General features: G+C 37.9%; 17 protein-coding genes. 11 read left to right on the top strand and 6 right to left on the bottom strand.

The features are described 5' to 3' along the window. The 8 genes from RIB54_RS15505 to RIB54_RS15540 all read left to right on the top strand — a co-directional run bounded on the left by RIB54_RS15505 (nt 1) and on the right by RIB54_RS15540 (nt 9,806). The gene (locus tag RIB54_RS15505) at nt 1–1,104 is read left to right on the top strand and encodes a tetratricopeptide repeat protein (protein WP_350101744.1); all 1,104 of its coding nucleotides are present in this window, start codon (nt 1–3) and stop codon (nt 1,102–1,104) included. A gap of 12 nt (nt 1,105–1,116) precedes the next feature. Next, a complete protein-coding gene (thrS, locus tag RIB54_RS15510; RefSeq protein WP_350101745.1) occupies nt 1,117–3,042 on the top strand; it encodes a threonine--tRNA ligase in 1,926 nt (641 codons plus the stop codon). A 115-nt stretch (nt 3,043–3,157) separates the two neighbouring features. Then, entirely contained in the window at nt 3,158–3,721 is a 564-nt protein-coding gene (gene infC / locus RIB54_RS15515; RefSeq protein ID WP_350065902.1) for a translation initiation factor IF-3, read from the top strand. A gap of 26 nt (nt 3,722–3,747) precedes the next feature. After that, the gene (rpmI, locus tag RIB54_RS15520) at nt 3,748–3,942 is read left to right on the top strand and encodes a 50S ribosomal protein L35 (protein WP_350065892.1); all 195 of its coding nucleotides are present in this window, start codon (nt 3,748–3,750) and stop codon (nt 3,940–3,942) included. Between the two features lie 94 nt (nt 3,943–4,036). Then, a complete protein-coding gene (gene rplT / locus RIB54_RS15525) occupies nt 4,037–4,384 on the top strand; it encodes a 50S ribosomal protein L20 (protein ID WP_155183478.1) in 348 nt (115 codons plus the stop codon). An 811-nt stretch (nt 4,385–5,195) separates the two neighbouring features. Then, the gene (locus RIB54_RS15530; protein ID WP_350101746.1) at nt 5,196–8,792 is read left to right on the top strand and encodes a DUF7149 domain-containing protein; all 3,597 of its coding nucleotides are present in this window, start codon (nt 5,196–5,198) and stop codon (nt 8,790–8,792) included. A gap of 123 nt (nt 8,793–8,915) precedes the next feature. Further along, nucleotides 8,916–9,524, top strand: a complete 609-nt coding sequence (locus RIB54_RS15535; protein ID WP_350101747.1) for a hypothetical protein — start codon at nt 8,916–8,918, stop codon at nt 9,522–9,524. Nucleotides 9,525–9,665: 141 nt separating this feature from the next. Next, a complete protein-coding gene (locus tag RIB54_RS15540) occupies nt 9,666–9,806 on the top strand; it encodes a hypothetical protein (RefSeq protein ID WP_350065888.1) in 141 nt (46 codons plus the stop codon). A gap of 348 nt (nt 9,807–10,154) precedes the next feature. Here RIB54_RS15540 and RIB54_RS15545 read toward each other — a convergent pair whose 3' ends face one another. The 4 genes from RIB54_RS15545 to RIB54_RS15560 all read right to left on the bottom strand — a co-directional run bounded on the left by RIB54_RS15545 (nt 10,155) and on the right by RIB54_RS15560 (nt 16,158). Then, nucleotides 10,155–11,444: a TolC family protein gene (locus RIB54_RS15545; RefSeq protein WP_350101748.1), complete on the bottom strand. Its 1,290-nt coding sequence runs from the start codon at nt 11,442–11,444 to the stop codon at nt 10,155–10,157. 5 nt (nt 11,445–11,449) lie between these two features. Beyond that, on the bottom strand, nt 11,450–14,509 hold the full coding sequence (locus RIB54_RS15550) for an efflux RND transporter permease subunit (protein ID WP_350101749.1): 3,060 nt from the start codon (nt 14,507–14,509) through the stop codon (nt 11,450–11,452). Nucleotide 14,510: 1 nt separating this feature from the next. Next, a complete protein-coding gene (locus tag RIB54_RS15555) occupies nt 14,511–15,584 on the bottom strand; it encodes an efflux RND transporter periplasmic adaptor subunit (RefSeq protein WP_350101750.1) in 1,074 nt (357 codons plus the stop codon). A gap of 139 nt (nt 15,585–15,723) precedes the next feature. After that, nucleotides 15,724–16,158: a peptidylprolyl isomerase gene (locus tag RIB54_RS15560; protein WP_350101751.1), complete on the bottom strand. Its 435-nt coding sequence runs from the start codon at nt 16,156–16,158 to the stop codon at nt 15,724–15,726. 80 nt (nt 16,159–16,238) lie between these two features. Here RIB54_RS15560 and RIB54_RS15565 point away from each other — a divergent pair, with 80 nt between their 5' ends. Genes RIB54_RS15565 through RIB54_RS15575 form a run of 3 tightly spaced genes read left to right on the top strand, consistent with a single transcriptional unit; the run spans nt 16,239 to nt 17,900 of the window. Then, the gene (locus RIB54_RS15565) at nt 16,239–16,721 is read left to right on the top strand and encodes a DUF4442 domain-containing protein (RefSeq protein WP_350065878.1); all 483 of its coding nucleotides are present in this window, start codon (nt 16,239–16,241) and stop codon (nt 16,719–16,721) included. Then, nucleotides 16,711–17,442 (top strand): class I SAM-dependent methyltransferase, encoded by a 732-nt coding sequence (locus tag RIB54_RS15570; RefSeq protein WP_350101752.1) that lies wholly within the window; start codon nt 16,711–16,713, stop codon nt 17,440–17,442. Before RIB54_RS15565 ends, RIB54_RS15570 begins: the two co-directional genes overlap by 11 nt. Next, entirely contained in the window at nt 17,439–17,900 is a 462-nt protein-coding gene (locus tag RIB54_RS15575; RefSeq protein ID WP_350101753.1) for a GNAT family N-acetyltransferase, read from the top strand. Before RIB54_RS15570 ends, RIB54_RS15575 begins: the two co-directional genes overlap by 4 nt. A gap of 52 nt (nt 17,901–17,952) precedes the next feature. On the opposite strand, the gene RIB54_RS15580 is transcribed toward RIB54_RS15575, so the two are convergent. Continuing rightward, entirely contained in the window at nt 17,953–18,396 is a 444-nt protein-coding gene (locus RIB54_RS15580) for a hypothetical protein (RefSeq protein WP_350101754.1), read from the bottom strand. 113 nt (nt 18,397–18,509) lie between these two features. Beyond that, nucleotides 18,510–20,312: a hypothetical protein gene (locus RIB54_RS15585; RefSeq protein WP_350101755.1), complete on the bottom strand. Its 1,803-nt coding sequence runs from the start codon at nt 20,310–20,312 to the stop codon at nt 18,510–18,512. Nucleotides 20,313–20,315 lie beyond the last annotated feature (3 nt).

The following is a 20,315-nucleotide window of genomic DNA, read 5'->3' on the forward strand; positions in this document are numbered from 1 at the left end:
TTGAAATCCACATATTTCCTTCTTTTTTCGTTTCTGTTATTCTTTTCGTGCGAGCGATATTCCCGTGACCAGATAGTTGAGTCAGGAGAACTTCAGGATGCGGATGAAGTGCTGGATTACCTTAATGATATTATAGAAAGGGATAAGAACAATGCCCAGGTTTATTATAAAAGAGCCCAGGTATACCTGATTATTGGAGATTACAGAAGGGCCGGGATTGACGTTCAGAAGGCAGTAAGCCTTAAATCTACAGATCCGGATTATTATCTTTTAATGAGCTCTATTTTTGATAAGAGAAATAACCCTGCGGAAAGCATTGCTGCTGCACTACAGGCTGAGCAACGCGGACTGCGTAATTATGAGTTGTATCGGTTGATGGCCGTCAATTACCTGAAATTAAATGATGCCGAAAATGCCAAGAAATCAATCCAAAGACTTTTGGATTTTAATAGAAATGGTGAGAACCTGTCATTACAAGCTGATATTTTATTGGAATTGAAAGATACCACTGCAGCTATTAACAGTTATAAGTTATCTATTGAACAGCAAAGTAATCTGATAAAACCATATAGAAGCTTATTTGATATTTATAGAAATAAAAGAAATGAAGCCGTTGCAGAACAATATGTTGATGCGTTTCTTAAGCACGATGATGAAAATGAGGAGTTTCTCATCAAGAAAGCAAGACTATTAATATCGAGACAATCTTATGACAGTGCCCTTACTTTTCTCAAAGAAGCTGAGGCTATGCAAAGCAAAGATTTAGAGGTGTTAAATACCCTCGGAATGACTTATTATTTTCTTCAGCAATACGACACTTCATTACTCATTGCAGAAAAGAGCTGGGAGATTGATAGTTTGTTTGTTGACAACACATTATTAAAGGCCAGATCATTAGATAAGCTGGGAAATTATGCTGATGCTCAGGAAGTTTACACTAATTTGGTAAAATCTGATTCTACTTTAGTTATCGCTTCAGAAGAACTGGATATATTGAATAGAAAAGTTGCATATTTGTGGCGTTTGAAACAGCAGGAGCAGGCCTTTGATAGTATCAGAAACAGCCCTCCACCTGCCGTGGAGAGGAAAGAAATCAATAATTAATAAACTATTTTAATGATCAAAATTACCTTACCGGACGGTTCCGTTAAAGAATTTGAAAAAGGAGTGAGCAGCCATGACATTGCTATGAGTATTAGCGAAGGGCTAGCCAGAAATGTATTGTCAGCAAAAGTAAATGGTGAAGTTTGGGATTCTACGAGACCTATAACTACCGATGCCACAGTACAACTTCTTACATGGAACGATCTTGAAGGTAAATCTACGTTTTGGCATTCGTCAGCACACTTGTTGGCGGAGGCACTTGAAGAAATGTATCCGGGCGTGAAATTTGGTATAGGGCCACCTATAGATAATGGCTTCTATTATGATGTTGATTTGGGTGATCAGGAGTTTGGTGAAGATGATCTGGCTGCAGTAGAAAAAAAGATGCTTGAACTGGCCCGTAATAAGAGCGAGTTCATCAGGTCAGATGTAAGTAAGGCAGATGCCCTGAAGTATTTCAAAGAAAAGGACGATGAATATAAAATTGAGCTGATAAATGATCTAGCTGATGGAACAATAACTTTTTATCAGCAGGGTAATTTCACTGATTTATGTAGAGGGCCTCATATTCCTAACACAGGTTTTATCAAAGCCATAAAGCTGATGAATGTGGCTGGGGCTTATTGGAGAGGTGATGAGAAAAGAAAACAGCTTACAAGGATTTATGGAATAACCTTCCCCAAGCAAAAGGAGCTTACTGAATATTTAGAATTGCTGGAGGAAGCCAAAAAGCGTGATCATAGAAAGCTTGGAAAGGAACTCGAACTTTTTACTTTTTCTGAAAAGGTTGGGCTTGGTTTGCCGTTGTGGCTGCCAAAAGGCACCATTTTAAGGGAGCGTTTGGAGAACTTTATGCGTAAAGCTCAAGTGAAGGCGGGTTATGACCCAGTTGTAACCCCTCATATTGGCTCTAAGCAGTTATATATTACTTCAGGTCACTATGAAAAATATGGTGCAGATTCGTTTCAGCCAATAAAAACACCCAATGAAGATGAGGAATTCTTGCTAAAGCCAATGAATTGCCCTCACCATTGTGAGATATATAAATCCAAACCTAGGTCATATAAGGACTTGCCGGTGCGTTATGCGGAGTTCGGTACTGTTTATCGTTATGAGCAGAGTGGAGAGCTTCACGGCCTTACCAGGGTACGTGGCTTCACTCAGGATGATGCCCACATATTCTGCCGACCAGATCAGGTGAAAGAGGAATTTGTTAAAGTTATTGACCTTGTGTTGTATACGTTCAAGGCATTGGGTTTTGAAAACTATACTGCTCAGGTTTCTTTACGCGACCCGGAGAATAAGGCAAAATATATAGGGGCAGATGAGTTGTGGGAACGTGCCGAAAGGGAAATACAGGAGGCTGCTGATGAAAGAGGCCTGTCAACTGTAGCAGTTAAAGGTGAGGCGGCTTTTTATGGCCCTAAGCTGGACTTTATGGTTAAAGATGCTTTGGGCAGAAGCTGGCAGCTAGGAACTATTCAGGTAGATTATACATTGCCTGATAGGTTTGAACTGGAGTATACTGGTGCCGATAACCAAAAGCACAGACCTGTGATGATACACAGGGCGCCTTTTGGTTCTATGGAGCGGTTTGTAGCTGTTTTAATTGAGCATTGCGGAGGAAACTTCCCCTTATGGTTATCTCCTGATCAGATAGCTATATTGCCTATTTCTGAAAAGTATCACGATTATGCTCAAGCATTGTACACTACGCTCAGCGAAAAGGATATTAGGGGATTCCTGGATAACAGGGATGAGAAGATAGGAAGGAAGATAAGGGATGCAGAGGTTATGAAAGTGCCTTTTATGCTAATAGTAGGTGAGAAGGAAGCTGCCGAAGGTAGGGTTTCAGTTCGCAGGCATGGTGAAGGAGACTTGGGCTCTATGTCTATCGAGGAATTTATTGGTCATTTTGAACAAAAAAGCGCATTATAAATAAATTAATTCACAGATTTGAAAGGCGATAAATGCAAGTACGGGTTGATATATATAAAATATATACTCATATTTGCAAACTGTTTTTTCAAGGTAAAACTAAAAGGAGGTAACAATTAGTAAACAAAGATTTCAGAAGAGAGGGTTTCGAGGGAGAGTAGAAGAGCCCTACAGAATCAACGAACTTATCACAGCAAGAAGCGTGAGGGTTGTTGGTGAGAATGTCGAAGTAGATGTATACCCTATTAGTAAGGCCATTCAGTTGGCTAAAGAGCAAAATTTAGACTTAGTGGAGATATCTCCCAAAGCAGACCCACCGGTTTGTAAAATTATTGACTACTCTAAGTTTAAATACGAGCAGAAGAAAAAACAGAAGGAGATTAAGGCTAAAGCGCAAAAAACTGTCATCAAAGAGATTCGTTTTGGCCCTAACACAGAAGAGCATGATTTTAACTTTAAGTTGAAACATGCGATCAACTTCCTTGAGGAAGGTGCTAAGGTGAAGGCCTATGTACATTTTGTGGGAAGGACAATCGTGTTTAAAGAGCGCGGTGAAATTTTGTTGTTGAGGTTTGCTCAGGCTCTTGAGGAGTATGGTAAGGTTGAACAGCTACCAAAGTTGGAAGGTAAGCGTATGATTATGTTTTTAACGCCAAAACCTTCGACTAAAAAGAAATAGAATACAGATCGAAAACAAATTATAAAATGCCTAAAGTAAAAACTAAAGCAGGAGCGAAGAAGAGATTCAAGCTTACGGGTACTGGCAAAATTAAAAGAAAGCATGCTTTCAAAAGCCACATCCTGACCAAAAAGGAAACAAAACAGAAGAGAAATCTTACTGGCATGACCGTAGTCCACAAGACTGACGAGAAAAATGTAAAATTAATGTTGAATATATAGTTATTCAACAAGGTTAAAATTATTCACCAGGTTAATTGGCCATAAAAGATTCTATGTAACAGTAGGGCGCCACTAACCAAAAACAATTAAAGAAATGCCTAGATCAGTTAATCACGTAGCTTCAAAAGCTAGAAGAAAAAGAATCCTTAAAGCCGCTAAAGGTTATTGGGGAAGAAGAAGTAATGTTTGGACAGTAGCTAAAAATGCTGTTGAAAAAGGTTGGGGTTATGCTTACCGCGATAGAAAAGCTAAGAAAAGGGATTTTAGAGCCCTTTGGATTCAAAGAATCAATGCAGGTGCAAGAATGCACGGCATGTCTTACTCTCAGTTAATGGGTAACCTTAAGAAAGCAAATATCGATCTTAACAGAAAGGTATTGGCTGACTTAGCAATGAATCACCCAGAAGCTTTCGAAGCAATTGTAAAGAAAGTAAGTAAATAAATTACCAACCACGATCTGTATTATTAAGCCCCGACTGAAAAGCCAGGGCTTTTATTTTGCTATATAGGGTAAACCTTGGAGGTTTTTAAAAACCTCCAAGGTTTAAAGCTACATATTCTACAACTTTTCTAAAGTTTAGAACTTTAGAAAAGGTTACTGGTCTCATTAAGCCTTTATTGGTCTTATGACCACAAATACACCCAAGAAACTCGCTGGTGATATTACTATAAGGGGCATCAGATGCCTACCATCGTTCCGTCATTCCTGATGTAGCGTAGCGGAATTCAGGAATCTCCCTTTCACGACAGACAGTACATGATATATATTCTTACCTTATCAGATCACGGTATTCTCATACTTCGAAACCGGGATGAGGCTTAGGACAATGAACGTTTCCTGCCTTGGTTGTTCGTGTGACCAACAAATTACATTCTTTAGGCCTGTAGGCGACAATACCAGCAAGTGCTTATAAACAGTCTGAAACACGGATTAGTCAGATTAAATGATTTACCGGATATTTTTATGGTAATGAAAAATCAGTGCAATTCATCCATTCGAAAAAATCCTTGATTGAGACAAAGGAAGAATAATGTGGTTAAAAGCCATATAGGTTAAAATGAAAAGAATATTGCAGCACTACTTTTCCTGCCATTATTAACCTTATGACCAACAAATACATTCTTAAACCTGTAGGAATCAACACCAGCAACTGCTTAAAAATCCAATAAAAACTAAAATTACTGATCATTCATGTGCTAATATGATACTAAGTGGATATATTCATACAGCTTTTAAATACTGATAAGAATTAATGATTTTAAATAGACTTAAGCCCCGAAAATCCCTAAATAAAGCCTATTTAAAGGTTAAACCAAACCGATCCGCAATTGAGGCTTTTAAAGCCAACCTAATTCACTTAATAGATCAAACCAATGATACCGAGTCAGAGGAGTTTCATAAAAACCTGGTTTCCCACTTTTTAAAGAAAACCTATTATGAGCCAGATCATTCTATAAATACCAAAGGCAGGAATGACCTTGTCATTCACAATGGTAAGGATGCAAAATCTACCGTTGGGGTAATTATTGAAGCAAAAAAACCGACTAACAAAGCAGAGATGGTCAATAAGGACAATCTCAACAAAAAGGCATTTCATGAGCTTATCCTCTACTATCTAAGGGAACGAATAACGCAGAAAAACCTTGAAATAAAGTATCTGGTTGCCACCAATATCAATGAATGGTTCATTTTTGATGCTACAGCGTTTGAGCGCCTTTTTGCCCAAAATAAAAAATTGGTAAAACAGTTTGAAGAGTTTGAAGGAGGAAGACTGGCCGACACAAAGACCGATTTTTTCTATAAGCAAATTGCAGAACCGTTTGTTGAGCAACTGAGCAGCTCGGTAGACTTCACACACTTCGATTTGCAGGATTATGATAAGCCACTTAGAAATGAAGACAAAAATGATGATAAAAAGTTAATAGCCCTTTTCAAATTACTCTCTCCTGAGCATTTGTTAAAACTTCCTTTTGCCAATGACAGCAACTCGTTAGACAAGAGATTTTATACCGAGTTATTGCACGTCATTGGGCTGGCAGAAACCAAGGATGGTGGGAAGAAAGTAATTCAAAGAAATAAACAGGGAGAGAGAAATACAGGCTCCCTACTCGAAAATGCTGTCATTCAATTAGATACACTGGACAAGATTCATCGGCTTGAAAATCCAGCTCAGTATGGTGAAACGATGGAAGAGCGGTTGTTCAATGTAGGGCTTGAACTGGCCATCACCTGGGTAAATCGAATTTTGTTTTTGAAACTATTAGAAGCCCAGCTCATTGCTTACCACAAGGGTGATGAATCTTATTCTTTCCTGAATTTCAAGAAGATTAGTAATTACGATGACTTGAATAGTCTTTTCTTTCAGGTATTGGCAAAAAAGCATAACGAACGGAATGAAGATGTAAAAGATGGATTTTCTAAAGTTCCTTACCTCAACTCTTCCTTGTTTGAGCCCAACGATCTCGAACACAATACCATCTTTATTAGTAATCTTCGTGATGAAAAGAAGCTGCCTATACATGCTTCTACCGTATTAAAAGATGATAATGGAAAGAAGCGCACGGGTGAACTCAATGCATTGGAATATTTCTTTGCTTTCCTGGATGCCTATGACTTTGGTAGCGAAGGGGCAGAAGACATTCAGGAAGATAATAAAACACTGATTAATGCTTCTGTTTTAGGGTTGATCTTTGAGAAAATCAATGGGTATAAAGATGGCTCTTTCTTTACGCCTGGTTTCATTACCATGTATATGTGCCGTGAAACCATTCGTAGGTCTGTGGTGCAAAAATTCAGGGATGCCGGATATCAACTTTCAGAAAGTTTGGAGCTTTCGGAAAGTTTTAAAGAGCTCTATGATAAGATAGAGGATAGAAATGAGGCCAATAACATTATCAATTCTTTAAAAATCTGTGATCCTGCGGTGGGTTCAGGGCACTTTTTGGTATCGGCACTTAATGAGATGATTGCCATTAAAAACGACCTCAAAATACTCCAGGATCGTGATGGTAAGCGACTCAAAGAATATGTGCTTGAGGTGGTCAACGATGAGTTGGTGATTACTGATGATGATGGCGAACTATTTGAGTACAGTATAAACAATAAAGAGAGCCAACGGCTACAGGAGGCACTGTTTCATGAGAAGCAAACCATTATAGAAAACTGCCTTTTTGGGGTTGATATTAATCCCAACTCAGTAAAGATTTGCCGCTTGCGGTTGTGGATTGAACTTTTGAAGAATGCTTACTACAAGAGCGAATCAGAACTGGAAACACTGCCCAATATTGATATTAACATAAAGTGTGGCAACTCCCTGATAAGCCGTTTTGATTTGGATGCAGACATTAAAGATGCTTTAAAGAAAAGCAAGTGGACTATTGACAGCTACCGTATGGCCGTAGATGCCTATCGCAATGCCCAGAGCAAGGAAGAAAAGCACGATATGGATCGGCTGATCAACGATATAAAAAAGGACTTCCGCAGCGAAATTTCCAAAAACGACCCGAAGGTTAAAAAACTCTATAAACTAAGTGGCGAACTGGCCAAGCTCACTACCCAGACCGGACTGTTTGAGATGAGTAAAAAGGAAAAAACCGTTTGGAACAAAAGTGTGGAAAAGCTGACCAAAGACACCAAAAAGCTGGAAGCCGAAATAGAAGAAATAAAAAGCAACAAAATTTATGACAATGCCTTTGAGTGGCGATTTGAGTTTCCGGAAGTACTGAACGATGATGGGGATTTTGTCGGCTTTGATACCGTGATTGGGAATCCACCTTATGGCAGGTACTTAGGATTTGATGAAAAGATTAAATCTCATTTAAAAAACAGAAAAATTTACGGAACGACAGGAGATATTGCAGAGTTTTTTATAAAACTGGTTTCTAGCGGATTGTTAAATAAAAGCTATAATTTTTCATTTATAGTGCCAAAGGGACTTAGTTATGTCAAGTCATGGTCTGAAATAAGAGCTATGTTTTTAAATGATGTTTACGTTAATCAAGTAATTGATACTAGTAGGTCATTTGAAGAAGCAGCATATGAAATGTTGATTTTTGTCGCAAGCAATCAAAAAACAGAAAATGTAAAAACAGGTTTTCTCAACAGTGATTTTTTGAATTTTGATTATATACCATTGAGGCTATATAATGAAGAAGTATTTTTCTTTGGAATACCTGATCAAAGTTTATCTATCATTGATAAAGTTAGAGAAAACTCTAAAACAGTTGATTGCTTTTATGAATGTTGGTACGGAAAAGGAGGGATGACTCCAAAGGTCAACTTTGAAGGACGAGGAATTAAAGTCCTCACAGGTAAAGAGGTTCAAAGATATTTCATGAAGCCTTTGACGAATCCTTGGTTTATGGATAAAAGTGAACTTAATGAAACTGATTTACTTAAAGCAAGCTTAAATAAAGTTGTTGTACAAGATATAGTTGCACATATTATCAAACCAAAGCCCCACATTAAAATTACTGGATCAATTGATAATTTGGGACAGTTTTGTTTGAATACAATAATGTGTTTCAGTACAAAAAATGATGAATATTCTAATGAGTTTTTACTTGGGATAATTAATTCTAGTTTCACTTCATTTTATTTTTACTACTTCATATATAACCAAGCAATAAGAACAATGCATTTCATGCCTGGATATGCTGATAAACTTTTAATACCTAATGATATTTCTAGTAGAAAGATTATTGAATCCAAGGTGACTCAAATCATCGATTGCAAAAAAGCAGACCCCAAGGCAGATACCAGTGCTTTGGAGGCGGAGATAGATCAGCTGGTGTATGAACTGTATGGCTTAACAGAAGAGGAGATAGCCATTGTGGAATCAAACCTATAATTACAGGTTTTCAGCTATTATTCTACAACTTTCCTAAAGTTTCAAACTTTAGGAAAGTTTATTGATAAATAAACCGCATTTTGATTTTAGAATATAACCGACTTGGTTTAAAACAAAAAGAACATGTCAACACTACTTCACGCCATAACCAATGTTACCTTAGACCTGAAGCAGCTTGAAAAAACTGCCGGGATAATCCTAAAACAACTAAAGGAGTTAAACTTTGATAAAACCAGCTATAGGAACGCAAAGGGAGAAACCATAAAGGAAAACAAGGATTGGACTTACGAAATAGAAGATGACCCTGATTACCCACCTTTAAATATTGATTTTCACGGGTCTTTTGCCATAATACCGACATTGTACGAACACAGCACCGTTTTATTTACTATTTACAAGCTAAGTTTAATCTATGAAAACTATAGACTGTATTGGTTTGAGGATTTTAGGGAAAATCTTTATAAAATGGTTAAGATGTTGGGAGGCACGGAGGTTATTTTTTTAGCAGATAACGCAGGTACACCGCTATGTGATTTTCTTGATATGGCTCAAGAAGATTGTACTTATGAAACCGTTAAAGAACGTCTTATTGCGAAATTTGGCCAGCCTGTTACAGATTATTCACAATTGGATTATGAATCATTAGACTATGCTGAAATCAAAGAATTTTTCCTTGATGACTTTAAAGATTTAAAAAAACTTCAAACCTATAAGGTTTCTAAAACCTTATAGGTTTACAAGTAGATGTTCTACAACTTTTCTAAAGTTTAGAACTTTAGAAAAGGTTATTGGTCACATTAAGCCATTATTGTTCTTATGACCAACAAATACATCCAAGAAACTCGCTTGTAATAATACCAAAAGGGGCACCTGATGCCTACTAACGTGCCGTCATTCCTGATGCAGCGCAGCGGAATTCAGGAATCTCCCTTTCCCTACAGACAGTACATGATATATATTCTTACCTTATCAGATCCCGGTATTCTCATACTTCGAAACCGGGATGACGCTTGATACATTGTACTTTTTATGCGAGAGGAGATCTAACGTTATGGCCTTCGAGCCTATATCGATCTTGTGACCAAAAAATACAAACTCATAACTCATTGGTGACAACAGCAGCAAGGTCAAAAACCTATAAGGTTTCCAAAACCTTATAGGTTTACAACTAGATGTTCTACAACTTTTCTAAAGTTTCAAACTTTAGAAAAGTTTATTGTTCTTTCCTGCCTTTGTTGGTCTTGTGACCAACAAATTACATTCTTATAGACTTGCTGGTGACAACACCAGCAAGGGCAAAAAAACTTTAGATAAGTTAATTGTTATAATGGAATTAAACCTATATGGTTTATTAGAAAGGACTTAATTAATCGTCTGCCCGCTTAAATATTTGAGTTCAATGGCCGCTAGCTTGGCATTGAATGCTGCATTTTGAAAGCGTAATTCCGCATTAAGAAAATTTAATTGTGCTTCCCTTAACTCTAAAGGAGTCGATAGACCTATTTTATAACGTTCCTTGGAGATTTCGTTGTTTTCTCTGGCAACGTCAAGGTTTTCACGCTCCAATGCCATTAGATCAAGACTGTTAGTGTAATTTGAATAACCTTGTCGGATTGCAGTTTTAAAGTTTATTAATTGATTATCGTATTGATAAGTAGCAATGTCTCTTTGAATACGCGCATTCTGAATCTGACGGTTAACATTAAAACCATTAAAAATGGTCCAACTGGCAGTAAGGCCATAGTTGATATCATCTGATGTATTTACAATGGCAAACCCAGCAGGAGACTCAGACTTAGCGTGTGTGTAGCCGGCAAAAATATTGACACGTGGCAGCATGTCACCCTTACTTATTTTTTCATTGTATTGAGCTATGAGTTCTTGCTGTTTCAAGGAGGTTAGCTGTGGGTTTTGCAATGACACACCTTCCAACAATTCTTCCAAATTGACATTGCTCTCGGTATCAAGGTTATACTCAAGCTGGAAGGTATCCAACTCCACACTTAGCAATCTTGACAATTCCAGTTTCGTGGCTTCCAGGGTTTGTTGCTGTGTCAGCTGTTGCGATTTGTCAGCATTTAAATCTACCTGGGCTTGTAAATACTCAAGCTTTGATGCCTTACCTAACTCGTACTTGTCTTTTGCTACCTGAAGCCTTTCTTGCGAAAAAAAGACGTTACTGTCATATAAATTGAGGCGCTCGTTTTCAAGCGCAGCCTGATAGTAAGTAGCAGAAATATTATAAATGATAAGTTCAATGTCAGCCTTTAAAGACTCCTCACTTTGAGATCTGAAAGTATTGAGTTGATCATACGAAGCAAACATCTGAAACCCGTCAAATATTGTCCAGTTCAGTGTGGCTCCATAAGAGGTACGCTCGTTTTTTGCACCTGATTGTGACTGCTCTACACCTGAGGCTAATGTTCTTTCAAAATCCTGGGTTCCAAAGCTCTTATTAAAATCCAGGGTGACCATGGGCATAAAACCTGCATTGCCTAATGTGTAGTTATTTTCGGTTATTTCCTGATTGCTTTTTGATACTTTAATACCATAGTTATTTTCAAGTGCTATTTCTATGGCATCCTCCAGGGTCAGTACCTCCTGAGCCATCAAACCAAAAGGAAGTAAAAATATCAGTATAAATACGCTCATCAATCTCATACTCTCGCTACTCTTTTTTGTGTGCTGGTGATGTAACTGTAAATGGCTGGAATTACAAACAGGGTAAGGATTGTTGCAAACAACATTCCTCCAATAACTGCGATACCCATTGATACCCTGCTTTCAGAACCTGCACCTAATGCCAGAGCAATAGGTAAGATGCCTAAAATGGTCGATAAGCTAGTCATCAAAATTGGTCTGAACCTGGATTTAGCTGCACCGATAATAGCTTCATCAATAGACATGTCCTGTGCTTTCCGTTGATTGGCAAATTCTACAATCAAAATTCCATTTTTTGTTACAAGACCTATCAGCATAATAATTCCAATCTGGCTAAAGATGTTAAGAGTTTCTCCAAAGAAGTACAGTGATAGGAGTGTACCTGCCAATGCCAGTGGTACTGTAAACATTATGATTAACGGGTCTCTGAAACTTTCAAACTGCGCTGCCAGTACCAGATAGATTAAAACAAGTGCGAAAGCGAAAGCAAAGAACAAGTTGCCTGAGCTTTGCATAAACTCTAATGAGCTACCCGTAAGGGCTGTGGTAACGCTTCCATCTAAAACCTTTTGCGCTACCTCGTCCATGGTGTTAATGCCATCGCCCAAACTATAGCCCTCAATAAGGGATGCAGAAACTGTAGCAGAGGCAAAGCGGTTGTAACGATAAAGCTGTGGTGGGGTAGTACGCTCTCTTAAAGTCACTAAATTATCCATCTGAATCAATTGGTTTTGATCGTTTTGGACATATATCGACTTGAGATCTAAAGGATCATTTCTATCTTCCCTTTCAACCTGACCAATAATCTGATACTGTTTTCCATTTTTAATGAAATAACCAAAGCGCTGCCCACTTAGATATAATTGTAGTGTCTGAGCGATGTTCCTGACCGAAACTCCAAGGTCCCGGGCTTTTTCCCTATCAATATCTATACTTATCTCGGGCTTGTTAAATTTAAGGTCAACCTCAATAAAATCGAAGACGCCTGTTTTGTTGGCTTCTTCCAAGAAAGCAGGAATAACTTCATTCAGTTTATCTAAAGTGCCAGCCTGCAGAACATATTGTACGGGTAAACCGCCCCTTCTGTCACCAATAGTTTGAGGCTGCGTTACAAATGCCCGGGCTCTTGTGTTTTCAGCTACTTTGGGCTTAAGGGAGTTAACAATTTCTTCTTGGCTTCTTGTCCTTTTATCCGCATCTACAAGATTTATAACTGCAAAGGCAGAGTTTACACTAGATGAAGCTCCAAATCCTGGAGAGGTTATAGTTAATATAGAATTGTTTTCAGGAATCTCTTCTAACAGCATGCCCGTAAGTTGATCTACATAAAAATCCATGTATTCAAAAGTGGCACCTTCAGGACCAGTGGCAACAACCCTAAAATTACCTCTATCCTCTAATGGCGCCAACTCTTGTTGAATGTTGTTAATTAATGCATAAATACCCGCTACCGACAGAATGATGATGACAAAAGCTAACCATCTGAATTTCATGAACTTGCCCAGGAGATTGGCATAACCATTATTAAGCCACTCAAAGAAGGGCTCTGTTTTGGCATAAAACCATTGTTTCTTTGCTCGCTTCTTAAGCATTTTGGAGCTTAACATCGGGGTAAGCGTTAGGGCCACGAAACTTGAAATTATTACTGCTCCTGCTACCGTTACACCAAATTCCCTAAAAAGTCGACCCGTTAACCCATCAAGAAATACGATGGGAAAAAATACGGAGGTGAGCGCCACTGTGGTACTTATTACGGCAAAGAAAATTTCTTTAGAACCATTCTTAGCCGCTTCATCTGGGTCTTGACCGCCTTCTATTTTACTATAAATATTTTCTAAAACAACTATGGCATCATCTACGACTAATCCGATGGCCAATACTATTCCCAATAATGTTAGCACATTGATTGAAAACCCGAAGGCATACATTAGGAAAAATGAGCCTATCAAACTGATGGGCACGGTTACAATTGGGATAAAAGTCGTTCTCCAATCGCGCAGGAAGGCAAAAATTATAAGCGCTACCAGCGCAAAGGCCACATATATAGTTTGCTCAACTTCATCAATAGAATCAGATATGTACTCTGTATTGTCAAATGATATTTGTGTCTCGATGTCACTAGGAAGGTTTTTCCTGATTGCCTCAAGCCTGGTGTAAAATTCTTTAGATATCTCCAGGTTATTTGATCCCGGTTGTGGCCTTAGAACCACAATTACCATAGGAGTACCATTGTTTTTAAGTATTGATCGATCATTTTCAGGGTAGAACTCAGATCTTCCAACATCCCTGAATCGGATTACACCATTTTGATCCTCTCTTATAATCAGGTCGTTAAATTCTTCAGGGCTGTTTAATCTTCCTTGTGTTCTTACCGAAAGCTCAGTAGCACTACCTTCAATTCTACCTGAAGGCAGTTCTAAGTTTTGTGTAGAAACGGCATTAAGAATATCTAGAGGTGTGATTTTATAGGCTGCCAGTTTATCAGGATCCATCCAAAGCCTGATAGAATATCTTTTATCTCCCCAAATATCAACCTGACTAACTCCTGCTATCGTCTGAAAATTCTCTTTGAACAAGTTCTCAGCGATTTCCGAAATCTCTAACAGATTTCTCTGTTTGCTAAAAACCCTAACACCCATAATTGGTGAACTATCAGCATCAGATTTAGAAACAACGGGTGGTTCGGCATCTGCAGGCAAGTTTCTTACTGCTCTTGATGTTTTGTCGCGCACGTCATTTGCAGCGGCCTCTAAGTCGCTGTCTATGCTAAATTCCACTCTAATAGTGCTTCTTCCATCCCTTGAAGTAGAAGTGAGTGACTTTATACCTGCAATTCCGTTAATTGACTCCTCAAGGGGCTCTGTTATTTGAGTTTCAATAATTTCGGCATTTGCACCCGGGTAGGAGGTAGACACGGAGATGACAGGAGGGTCAACACTGGGGTATTCACGTACACCAAGAAAGTTAAATCCTACCACTCCCATTATAATAATGAGCAATGACATCACAATCGCCAATACCGGACGTTCAATACTTACATTGGATAAACTACTCATGCTAGTTGCTAATTATGTTTAAGTCAACTTCCATAGCTGGCTGAAGTTGTAATATCCCTGTTGTTATAACGGTATCTCCACTAACCAGACCGCTAGTAACCTGAATTTTATCCGCCATGCGAATTCCGGTCTCAATACTTTTGGATTCAACTTTACCGTTTACTCTGACAAAAACTTTTTTGCCATTCAGTTCAGGTATAACTGCTTCAGTCGGAATGAGTAGGGCCTCTTCAAAAGTAGATATGGTCAAATTGATTTTAGCAAACTGACCTGGAAGCAATTTATTTTCTTCGTTCTCGCTTAGGGCCCTAATGCTTATAGATCTTGTTTCCGGATCTATCTGCGGTTCTATAGCAAATATTTTCCCTTCAAAAACCTCATTTTCATACCCGTCAATTTGAAATTTTATGACATCACCAACAGTTACTTCAGCGGCATATTTACCCGGCACAGAGAAGTCGATTTTTATAGGGTTAATGCTGTAGATGGTCACAAGTTCGTCAGAAGAGCTTATGTAACTGCCATTACTTACGCTCCTTAAACCTGCTATACCATCAAAAGGTGCTCTTATTTGATGTTTTTGAAGTTGCACTTCCTGTACTTTTATTTCCGCCAGTGTTGTATTAAGGGTTGTTAATGCCGTTTCATATTCTTCCTGGCTAATCGCTTCTTTTTTTAATAATTGCTCTTGCCTGAACTCATTGTCATTGTTAAGCTTCTTAGTGTAGTTTAGCTTCTCAATCTCTGCTCTAATTTCAGAGTCATTCAATTGAATAAGGAGCTGACCTTTTCTCACGGGCTGTCCCTCTTTGAAGTTTATCTGTGTAATTCGACCAGAAACTTCAGGTTTTAAGACTACAGATTCATTGGCTATCAATGAGCCCGTTACCCGTAAATCATTGTCAAGTTTTTGTTTTTTTACAACCAATGCATTAACAGTCAATTTTGATGGTGCAGAAGTTGTTTGCGTAAGTGTCGGTTCATCACCAGAGCCTGACCAATTTGGGTAGAAAATAAACCCGAGAGCAGACAGTACTATAACCACAATGATGACAGTTTTTCCAGTAGTATTCATAAGTATAAGTTGACTGCAAAGTAATGCATAAGTAGCTGTTAATGTTTAACCATTCATATAAATTAACCCAAATGGAGGCATTACAAACAAAAAAAGCCAGTGGTGTTACCAATGGCTTTTTAAAGTGAAATAAGGACTATTACTTATTTATAACCACTTTTTCAATGGTATCACCTTGTGCAATTTGGTCAATAATATCAAGTCCCTCTACCACTTTTCCGAAACAGGTGTGATTTCTGTCCAGATGGGCAGTGTTATCACGGCTATGGCAGATAAAAAATTGACTTCCTCCGGTATTTCTGCCAGCGTGTGCCATAGACAATACTCCACGGTCATGGTATTGGTTTTCACCATCCAGCTCACAATCAATAGCGTATCCGGGACCACCAGCACCAGTACCATTTGGGCAGCCACCTTGAATAACAAAGTTTGGTATCACCCTATGAAATGTTAAGCCATCATAAAATCCCTTTTCTGATAGCTTGATGAAATTATCTACTGTATTGGGAGCATCCTTGTCAAAGAATTCCACCTTCATTGTTCCCTTGGCGGTTACTATTTCTGCTGTCTTCATAAATTCAAAATCTATTAGTAATCAATAAGCAAACCTATCAAAATTCTAGGTTATATTTTACGATCATTTAGATTTGATGTATGCTTAGTAAGAAAATGAAAATGAAGCTCATTAACTGGTGGCCACCCATGCTTGGAACGGGCATCAGTCTGGATTATGTGAGCGATGATTTTAGAAAGTTTGAAGTGTCGATGAAATTGAGATGGTACAATAAGAATCTGATAGGCATTCATTATGGTGGTTCTTTATATTCTATGTGCGATCCTTGGTATATGTTTATACTCACCGCCAATTTGGGAAGTCCTTATCTGGTTATGGACAAAGCAGCCAGCATTCGGTATTTAAAACCTGGCCGGGGAACACTAACCTGCGTTTTTGAGATTTCAGAAAAAAAGATTGAGGCAATTAAGAACGAGATTGAATCTATTGGCAAAAATGACTACTCTTTTACCTGTGAGATAAAAAACAAGGAAGGGGAAATAGTGACAGAGGTGGAGAAGGTGGTATATGTCCGTAAAAAGGATTTTGATTGGGATAAATTAAACAAAGACAATGAAGGATAATTTTTCAGGGCATGCTGCCGATTATGCGAGATTTAGACCAGCATATCCTGAAACACTGTATAATTTCATTTTGGCAAATACTGAAGGTAGGGAGCTTGCCTGGGACTGTGCCACCGGCAATGGGCAGGTAGCCTCAGAACTGTCAAGCCATTTCAGAACTGTTTATGCTACAGATCTGAGTGAAAAACAGATTGATAATGCAATGCGAAAGGGCAATATTCACTATTCCGTTCAAGTGGCAGAGCAAACTAGCTTTGATGACAATTCCATTGAGCTTATTACGGTAGGACAGGCTTATCATTGGTTTGATTTCGATCGATTTCATAATGAGGCAAAAAGAGTGCTAAAGCCTGGCGGGACAGTTGCTCTATTTGGTTACGGGTTACATGCTGTTGATGAGAAGGTAAATGAGTTGATGCACCATTTTTATTATGACATTGTAGGGCCTTATTGGGATGAAGAGAGAAAGTATATTGATGAACAATACAAGAATACGCCATTTCCATATCTGGAGATAGCATGCCCGGAATTTGAGTTCACCGCTAAATGGTCGCTAGATCATTATATTGGGTACATAAAAACATGGTCTGCGGTCAAGCATTTTGAGAAAGCTAAAGGTTTTGATCCCGTGGATGATTTGGAAAAAGAGCTTAGAAAGTATTGGAAAGAAGAGTTAAAGACTATCAAGTTTCCAATTTTTTTGAGGTTAGGAAGAGTATGAACCTGCAAGAAAGAATAGAGCTTTCACCGTTAAAAAAGAAGGCAGTACTTGACCTTTGGAACAAAGAATATCCTGACCGCCTGGCTTACAAGAATCTTGATGCCTTTGACGGGTTTTTGTTAAAGATGGGTAGACCAAAGCATAACTTGTTACTTGATGGTAATAAGCTGGTTGGCTGGATTGCTACATTTGACAGGGAAGGGGAAAGGTGGTTTTCTGTGATAGTTGATAGCAGTCAGCAAGGCAAAGGAATAGGCAAAAAGCTCATAGAACTAATAAAGGCTGAAGAAGAACACCTCTGTGGCTGGGTGGTAGATCATGAAGACTATAAAAGGACTAATGGAGAGCCTTATAATTCGCCTATTACTTTTTATGAAAAGATGGGTTTTGAAGTTGTGCAAGAAGAACGTTATAAGGGTGATAGGCTTTCGGCTGTGAAGGTCTATTGGGAAAAATAGAAAAGCCGCTTAAGTTGAGCGGCTTTAGAGTAGATTTTAAATGCTTGGATATTCAATTTTGTTTGAAGGAAGTTGTTAGGCTTATTTCATCAGTTCCCACACTACTAATTCTAGTTAATTTTAAATCATTATTGGTAAACCTTTCAATAGTCCAATCGCCTTCAAACTTTTTGTGCTCTTCAACGTCATCATATTCAATGTTCAATATAGTATTTTCATCTTTCAACTGATATAAGAAATCAGCACTTGTTGAAACCCCCCAATAACTTCCACTACATTGTGATAAATTTGAACATGGTTTGAAGTATAGTTGAGCACCTAGTCCAGCAGATGTCTTACCCTCAACGGTATAGTTTTGTACTATCCATATAGCACTGATCCTTTGACTAATCTCGAGAAGTTGTTCTTCGTCATCCTCGCAAGAGTTTAGAAGTATTGGACAGAGTAAAATAATCGAAAGGAATACTGATTTTTTAAGTTGGTTTAAATTGGTCATAGCAGAAATATTCAGGTTAAAAACTTAAAATATTCAAGTTTCATGCCAATTAAAATGAATTAAGAATAATAGGTTTTATATTGGTATGAATAGACTGATTATTAGCTAAATAATTAAATATCCTCTTTCCTAATCTCCCAGATAAAATGCTTTCTTTCAGAAGATTCAAAACCAAATATACTGTTCATCTCTTCTACACCAATAAGTTGCAATGAAGAATCTGTTTGCACAAATGTGCTTAAGCGTGTATGACCACCCGTACTTTTATTACCAAAATGCTTGTAGCTGACTAACTCTCCAGAATATCGATCAAGTTTAGCGACAAAGCCTGCATGAAAATTTGGCTTCCAAGGCCATTTTGTTATCTCTTTATGACTCTCACCTGCCAAATAGATAAAGGCACTGTCATAATCCAGGGTGTGAAACTCAGTGAAGTCAGCAGGGATATTAATTTTTTTGATCCATTTAATGGCACCATCATCAAGACTTAGGCTTTTTATTATACAAAAAACAGCAGTATCATTAGATAAGCTATGTTGCGTCAATATTTCATTGTTCTTTTCACTAATTACATACTGAAGAGTCACAATTGGGTCATAAGGATTAGACTTATCGTAAATGTTAGTGTGCCACTTTAAATTCCAGGCCGAGTCGTAACGCACAATTCCAAAATAGGCATAGTGTATGTCAGGTTTAGCCACCACAGCACCAACCTTTATATGATTGTCAATTGTGGTGATACTACTTAAAGGCAGGCTAAGATTTAGGTAATTTTCTATGATATAACCCCATTGGTTATTGTTTTTCGAGAAGTGCATTCTGTTGTACTCATAGCTATTTTGGCCATTTTTTTGAGAGGGAATCAACAAATCAAAAAGGCCTTCACGGGATTCAATTAGTTGAATATCCAAAAGAAGCACATCGTTATCTAAATTAAAATCAATCAGTTCTTCACCGGTTTTCGAGTAGAGCTTTATGAATTTATTGCCTTCTAACTGATTTTCTGACTCACCGGTAACAACTAAAATGTCGTTCTCTTGAGAAGCCAGGAGACTAACTACTTTTTGATATTCATCATTTTTAATGATTTCCTGATGCCAGCTTTCATTAGTTTCAAAGTCAAAGAAACCTACGCCATATTGGTAGTTGTCAATAAAATAGAATGATTTGCTTCCTGCGCAGATAATATCAGCATAGGCTTTGAAATCAGTATACTGTTCTTTTACACTTATGAATATCGATTTATCTGTTAATTCAATGGAATATTCTTTCTCTGGATAATTGAAAAGAATAGTGAGGAAATTATGAACATAAGGAGAAATGAAATTAAATGAAACAAGCCCAACCACGCTTGATATCACGAATTTAGCAATACTTAAATACCATCGATCTATTTTTATGCTTACCGTAAAATAGAAGAAGTAGATGGTATTGACAGCTACAAAAAACAAGGACAGTTCACTTTCAAATAGAAGTGACATAAAGTAAAAGATTACCGAAATACTAGTTATTTGGGTTAGCAGGTAGAGGGAAAGGTTGAAAAAGTAGGACAAAGATCTCTTCTTATAGAAAAGCAGTTTATTAAGCAACCAAAAGGCCGGAATTACTCCGACCATTAGAATTACAGATGAGAAGTCATCCTCAATATCGGATCTAAGCTCAAGGTGCTCCTGAAGCCTTAATGGTACTCTCCAATAGTTGGCATAACCTTCCTCATAGAAAATACTATCTGCTAATATGATAAGAAACAGTAAACCTCCAATTAGAGTTAGGGCATACCTTAATGATGAGGAATAGTGCCCGGTTTTATCTTCTAAAACTTGCCGCGGCTTTATAAATAAATGAAAAGCTGTACGTAGAAGCTTACTATCTACGTCAGTTAACTCGCTCAGGTTAGTTAAGAAATTATTCGCCACAGC

This window comes from Fulvivirga sp., from assembly GCF_040218215.1.
Lineage (GTDB): Bacteria > Bacteroidota > Bacteroidia > Cytophagales > Cyclobacteriaceae > Fulvivirga.

Coding starts and splice junctions, on each gene's coding strand:
- RIB54_RS15545 (WP_350101748.1), bottom strand. CDS start 11,444: ATGAGCGTATTTATACTGATATTTTTACTTCCTTTTGGTTTGATGGCT.
- RIB54_RS15580 (WP_350101754.1), bottom strand. CDS start 18,396: ATGACCAATTTAAACCAACTTAAAAAATCAGTATTCCTTTCGATTATT.
- thrS (WP_350101745.1), top strand. CDS start 1,117: ATGATCAAAATTACCTTACCGGACGGTTCCGTTAAAGAATTTGAAAAA.
- RIB54_RS15575 (WP_350101753.1), top strand. CDS start 17,439: ATGAACCTGCAAGAAAGAATAGAGCTTTCACCGTTAAAAAAGAAGGCA.
- RIB54_RS15560 (WP_350101751.1), bottom strand. CDS start 16,158: ATGAAGACAGCAGAAATAGTAACCGCCAAGGGAACAATGAAGGTGGAA.
- RIB54_RS15565 (WP_350065878.1), top strand. CDS start 16,239: ATGCTTAGTAAGAAAATGAAAATGAAGCTCATTAACTGGTGGCCACCC.
- RIB54_RS15570 (WP_350101752.1), top strand. CDS start 16,711: ATGAAGGATAATTTTTCAGGGCATGCTGCCGATTATGCGAGATTTAGA.
- RIB54_RS15535 (WP_350101747.1), top strand. CDS start 8,916: ATGTCAACACTACTTCACGCCATAACCAATGTTACCTTAGACCTGAAG.
- RIB54_RS15530 (WP_350101746.1), top strand. CDS start 5,196: ATGATTTTAAATAGACTTAAGCCCCGAAAATCCCTAAATAAAGCCTAT.
- rpmI (WP_350065892.1), top strand. CDS start 3,748: ATGCCTAAAGTAAAAACTAAAGCAGGAGCGAAGAAGAGATTCAAGCTT.
- RIB54_RS15540 (WP_350065888.1), top strand. CDS start 9,666: ATGCCTACTAACGTGCCGTCATTCCTGATGCAGCGCAGCGGAATTCAG.
- RIB54_RS15550 (WP_350101749.1), bottom strand. CDS start 14,509: ATGAGTAGTTTATCCAATGTAAGTATTGAACGTCCGGTATTGGCGATT.
- RIB54_RS15555 (WP_350101750.1), bottom strand. CDS start 15,584: ATGAATACTACTGGAAAAACTGTCATCATTGTGGTTATAGTACTGTCT.
- rplT (WP_155183478.1), top strand. CDS start 4,037: ATGCCTAGATCAGTTAATCACGTAGCTTCAAAAGCTAGAAGAAAAAGA.